Below are 5,370 nucleotides of genomic sequence, written 5' to 3'. Positions count from 1 at the left end.
CCGCGCCATCACCGTCTCGGCTGCATCCGCATCTTCCACGACAACGCCCTCGGTCAGTTCCAGCTCGAGCCGCGCGGGATCGAAACCGGCCTCCTCGACCACGCTGATCACGCCTTCGACGAAGTTGCGCTGCCGGAACTGGATGGGCGAGACGTTCACGGCGATACGCACACCGGGCCAGCGTTTGCCGTCCTCGCAGACCCGGCGCACGACCCATTCGCCCAACGGGATCACAAGGCCGCTCTGTTCCGCGAGAGGAACGAATTTCGCCGGGGAGATCATGCCCTTGATCGGGTGGGGCCAGCGTACCAGCGCCTCGAGGGAGACCACGTTCCGACCGTCCGCCGAGAAGATGGGCTGGTAATGAATCGTGAGTTCGTTCTCCGCGATGGCGCGACGCAGGTCTTCGGCGACGAGCTTGCGCATCTGCAGCGCATCATCCATCTCGCGGTGGAAGAAGGCGCTGCGGTTGCGTCCCTCGCTCTTGGCCTCGTAGAGCGCCGTATCCGCCATGCGCATCAGCGTCTCACGATCGCATGAATCGCGCGGCGCGAGCGCGATACCAATCGATACACCGACATTCACGCGGTTTCCTGCGATCGTGAAGGCCTCCGAAAGCGCATGGAGAATCCGCGCGGCAAGCGCACGTGCATCCTCGTCGCAACCGACGCCGTTCTGCAAGACGGCGAATTCGTCTCCGCCGAAACGCGCGAGCGTATCGCCGCGTTCCAACAATCCCTGCAAGCGCTGCGCCACCTGAAGGATCAAGGCGTCGCCGGCCTGGTGGCCGTGGGCGTCATTCACCTCCTTGAAACGGTCGAGATCGAGGAACATCAGCGCGAAGCCCTCCTCCTGCTCGCCAGCGCGGATCTGATCGTCCAGCCCCTGCAAGGCCAGGTCGAGGGTCTGGCCGAAAAGCAGCCGGTTCGGCAGACCCGAAAGAGGATCCTGACCCGCGAGCGATTCGGCGCGCGCATGTGATTCAGCCAGATTACGCGCGACGCGCCGCGTATTGGTCACGACCAGCACGAAGAGCAACGCCGTGACCGCGAGCGGTGGTATTGCGGCATAGCCGATCCGCTGCGCGAGCATTTCGCCCGGGCGCGCGGGTTCCCAGACGATGTGCAGGCTCTCGCCGGTGGCAATATCTTCCATGGCGAAGGCAGCCAAGTGCTCGGGCAGGCTTTCAGGTGAACCGTGCTCGACGTGCATCCCGGATAGAAGCGGCATGCCCGGTGCGGTCAATTCCCCCTCGATGCTGCGCGTATCCAAGCCGATCAGGTAGCGGTCGTCCGTAAGCCTGGCGAAACCCAGGTAAACGAGATTGCCGTCGACCACGCGCAGATTGCTGCCCTCATCCGGCATCGCCGCTTCAGGATCAAACATGGAACTGACTGCCAGGGCTGCGTCCACACCGGCATTGCGCCCCGCGCCGGGAAAGATTCGCCGATCGACCCAGGAGATGCCGCCACCTTCCGTGGTGACGATTCCGCCGACATCAACATGTGGCGCAAGCTGCATGAACAGCCTTTCTCGTTCGTCGCGCCCCCCGGTTTCCTGGACCTGCATCCGGATGATGGCGGAGACTTGCCGCGCTTGTCGACCAGCCTGGGCCGTGAGCCCCTCATGAATCTGCTGCATTTCCTGAAGCCGGGCATCCTCGTTGGCTGCGCGACTGATCGTGAGTACCACACCGGCGCCGAAGGCCACGGTCCCCAGGATCAGAATGGCCGCCCACCAGAACATGCGGGCCATCAATGCTGAGGAATCTGTTGCTGGCTGGAAGGCTTTTTGTGACATGACGCCCGTCGTTTCGAACACTGGGCGCAGGCTATGGAAAAATTCCTTAGAAACCTTTACTTGTGTTTATCGGAATCAATCAACCCGTAAAATCGGGACCTTCATCCGCCACGAAAGACGCAACGCCCTTCATGCAAGGCTGCCCGACCGGAGGCCACCTCGGCGAGAGCCTGTGGATAAATCCTATGCTCCTCAACCAGTACGCGTGCCGCCAGCGCTGCCGGATCGTCATCAGGATGCACCGGCACGCAGGCCTGGGCGATGATCGGACCGGCATCGAGTTCGGGGACGACGAAATGCACGGTGCAGCCATGCACGCGCATACCGGCTTCGAGCGCCTGCTCATGCGTGCGGGTTCCGCGAAACAGCGGCAGCAGCGAAGGGTGGATGTTGATCATCCGCCCTTCCCAACGGCGCACGAACCACGGCGTGAGCACGCGCATGAAACCGGCGAGGCAGACGAGCTCGATGTCCGCCTCCACCAGCGCCGCATCCATGGCCTGCTCGAAAGCTTCCCGATCGGCGAAAGCCTTGTGATCGAGCCCGCAAGTCGCGATGCCCGCCTCGCGCGCCCGCGCCAGACCGGCAGCAGCCGGACGATTCGACAGGACGAGGGCGATCTGCGCCGGGTAGCCGGGCGCACGCGCCGCCTCCAGCAGCGAGAGCATGTTGGAGCCGCGCCCGGAAATCAGGATTGCAGTGCGTTTGCCAGCGCTCATGCGCCGCCTCTCGCCGCATCACCAACCCCGAGACGCCCCTCGAAGACCACCCGCGCGGCGGAGCCCGCATCGCCCACCTGCGGCACGATCGTACCGAGCCTCACCGGCGATTCACCGGCTTCGCTCAGGGCTGCAAGCGCCGTCTGCGCGGCATCGGCGGAGACGACCACGATCATGCCGATCCCGCAATTGAAGGTGCGCAGCATCTCTGCTTCCGCGACACCGCCGGTCCCGGCGAGCCAGCCGAAGACCGGCGGCACGGCGATGGCATCCAGATCGATGCGCGCGGCGCAACCGACCGGCAGGACACGGGGAATGTTCTCAGGAAAGCCGCCGCCGGTGATATGCGCCAGCGCCTTGATCGGCAGGCCGGCTTTCAGGCAGGCCAGCAGCGGCTTCACATAGATGCGCGTGGGCGTCAGCAGCGCCTCACCAAGCGTGATCTGCGGCGCGAAAGGTGCGGGCGCTTCGAAACCGGGGCCGGCCTTCTCCACGATCCGACGCACCAGCGAGAAGCCGTTGGAATGGATACCGGACGACGCCAGCCCGATGATCATGTCGCCCGGAGCGATATTGTCACGCGGCAACAGCGCGCCGCGCTCCGCCGCACCGACGGCGAAGCCGGCCAGGTCGTAATCTTGGCCGCCATACAGCCCCGGCATCTCCGCCGTCTCACCGCCGATCAGTGCACAGCCGGCGTCGCGACATCCCTGCGCGATGCCCTTGACGATTTCCGCACCAGTGGCCGGATGGAGTTTGCCGGTGGCGTAATAATCCAGAAAGAACAAGGGCTCGGCGCCCTGCACCACGAGATCGTTGACGCACATGGCGACGAGGTCGATCCCCACCGTATCGTGGATCCCCGTCTCGATGGCGATCTTCACCTTGGTGCCGACCCCGTCATTGGCCGCGACGAGGATCGGATCCACGAAGCCGGCCGCCCTGAGATCGAAGAGCCCACCGAAACCACCGATCTCGCCATCGGCCCCCGGGCGCCGGGTGGCGCGCACGAGCGGCTTGATCGCATCGACCATGGCATTGCCTGCATCGATATCGACACCGGCATCGGCATAGGTCAATCCTTGCGGCGGCGGTTCGGGCGGTGTGTGGGCCATGATGCGACTCCTTGCAGCAACCCCGGCAGTTAAAGCCCCGCACGCATACAGGCAAGCACCGGAGGGGGGATTGCGCATGTTTTCCCGCAATACCCGTGTCGCGCCGGGAGGGGATCAGGTGAACACGACCGCCTTGTGAAGGTATCCGCCGCCACGCAGCAGATCGACGATCGCATCAGCCACCGCATTGCGGCTGACGAAGCCGTTGCGCCAATCAGCCGGGTCGGCGCGCAGGCGTGCAGCAGGACAAGAGGCGACCAATGTCAAAAATCCCGGGCGGAGGATGGTCCATTGCGTATCACTGGCGCGGATCGCGCTCTCCTGACGTTCCTTGTCCGCCGCCACCCGGCCCATCACCGCCTCGAACAGGAGGCGCTCGGGCAAAGGCAAGGCGCGCCGACTGTCGCCGACACCGTAGCCGGTGACCGTAACGAGGCGCGCCACATCGGCTGCCCGCATGGCGGGAAGCAGCACGTCAGTGGCTCGGGAAAACAGGGTGACCGGGTTGATGAGCGTTGCCGGATCCGCCTTGATCCCCAGTGTCTGGACCACGGCGTCACAGCCTCGCAGCGCCTCGGCGACATCGGCTTCGTTCAGCGCATCTGCGCGCACCGCCTCGAAATCCGGGTGATGCAGGCTGCTCCGGTCGATATTGCGGGCAAAACCACGCACCCGAAAACCGGCTGAAAGCGCGGCCTTGCATGTTGCCAGACCGATACCCTGCGAAGCGCCGATGACGAGAATGCGCCTCCCCGCCGGGAGCGCGGCCGGTGAGGAATGCGTATCGGCGACATCATCTTGCCGGCGCGTTTCGTCTTGTCTGTGCATGGCCCGATATCCTTCAACAGGCGCAAAGCCGAAAGGCCCATGGCTCAGCCGCGCAGGCGTGCGATCAGCGTTTCGACGATATTCTGCGCCTGCGGTTCGAGGTACAGCATCCGACCGTCGAAGCGGACCAGTCCAGCGGCGCGCAACTCGTCCACACCCTGCTGATCGGCGCTGTGGCCGGCATTGTCATGATGCACGACTTCCGTCACGCGCTCGCCACTGGCAAGCTGATGATAGGCAGCAAAGACCAGAACGGAGAGCGCCTTGTCCGAAAATTGCGCGGGATCACCGCTGCGATCGTTATCCTGCGTCATGAGTCGAGACTCCTCGCTGGTGAAACCGTTTCCCGAACCATGGTGGCGCGCGCGACGATTTTGACAAGGCGAAGCAATCAAAACCCGCAACGAGCCGACTCACGCAATCGGGATAACCCCCATCTCGAGGACGAAGCCATTTTGCTCGACCATAAGCCCTCTCGTGGCAGTTTCACCCACAGCACGAAACGGCAAACCGGGACGGGATCCGTTCCGTCAGGCAGCAAGACGCGAACGATACGCGATCGCGCGTGCGATACCCTCTTCGACGTGGCCGAGCGCCATGTCGAGCGCGGCATCGTCGATCAGATGCAGCGTCATTTCGCGTGCCTCCTCGCGTGCCGCTTCCGATTCGTAGCGTCGCAGCAGAGCGAGCAGCTTGCCGGCCTCGTCTGCGGACAGACGCGTGCAGGCCGAGAGCACCCGCTCGATCATCCGGCGCGAGAGTTGCGGCCCTGCGGCGGTGCCGTCGCGCGCGGGTTCGCGCAGAGCCGAGAGCGCCGCCTCGAAGGCCGGCTGCAGGGCGTGCGGCATGCCCGCCTTGCGATAGAGTGCCGGGAAGCCGGCACCGCGGCGATCCTGGATGAGTCCGGC

5 protein-coding genes and 1 pseudogene are annotated in these 5,370 nt (G+C 64.6%); all 6 read right to left on the bottom strand.

The annotated features are described in order from the left end of the window. The coding region (locus VKP01_RS09995; protein WP_324411997.1) for a putative bifunctional diguanylate cyclase/phosphodiesterase at window positions 1-1,746 on the bottom strand (1,746 nt) is incomplete at its 3' end. 155 nt (window positions 1,747-1,901) lie between these two features. Beyond that, complete coding sequence (gene purN, locus VKP01_RS09990; protein WP_324411996.1) at window positions 1,902-2,519, bottom strand: phosphoribosylglycinamide formyltransferase; 618 nt, start codon at window positions 2,517-2,519, stop codon at window positions 1,902-1,904. Continuing rightward, on the bottom strand, window positions 2,516-3,634 hold the full coding sequence (gene purM, locus VKP01_RS09985; RefSeq protein ID WP_324411995.1) for a phosphoribosylformylglycinamidine cyclo-ligase: 1,119 nt from the start codon (window positions 3,632-3,634) through the stop codon (window positions 2,516-2,518). The genes purN and purM overlap by 4 nt, the downstream gene beginning before the upstream one ends. 114 nt (window positions 3,635-3,748) lie before the next feature. Further along, complete coding sequence (locus VKP01_RS09980) at window positions 3,749-4,462, bottom strand: NAD(P)-dependent oxidoreductase (RefSeq protein ID WP_324411994.1); 714 nt, start codon at window positions 4,460-4,462, stop codon at window positions 3,749-3,751. Between the two features lie 44 nt (window positions 4,463-4,506). Continuing rightward, entirely contained in the window at window positions 4,507-4,776 is a 270-nt protein-coding gene (locus VKP01_RS09975) for a hypothetical protein (protein ID WP_324411993.1), read from the bottom strand. 216 nt (window positions 4,777-4,992) lie between these two features. Next, window positions 4,993-5,370: pseudogene (locus VKP01_RS09970) on the bottom strand (hypothetical protein); the annotation flags it as partial.

The organism is Saliniramus sp. (genome assembly GCF_035311605.1).
GTDB lineage: Bacteria > Pseudomonadota > Alphaproteobacteria > Rhizobiales > Beijerinckiaceae > Saliniramus.
The sequence above is the reverse complement of the archived record's forward strand: the minus strand, read 5'-3'. Positions and strand labels throughout refer to the sequence as shown.

Bases quoted from the DNA above. Each gene is read 5' to 3' on its own strand.
- purM (WP_324411995.1), bottom strand. From the start codon at position 3,634: ATGGCCCACACACCGCCCGAACCGCCGCCGCAAGGATTGACCTATGCC.
- purN (WP_324411996.1), bottom strand. From the start codon at position 2,519: ATGAGCGCTGGCAAACGCACTGCAATCCTGATTTCCGGGCGCGGCTCC.
- VKP01_RS09975 (WP_324411993.1), bottom strand. From the start codon at position 4,776: ATGACGCAGGATAACGATCGCAGCGGTGATCCCGCGCAATTTTCGGAC.
- VKP01_RS09980 (WP_324411994.1), bottom strand. From the start codon at position 4,462: ATGCACAGACAAGACGAAACGCGCCGGCAAGATGATGTCGCCGATACG.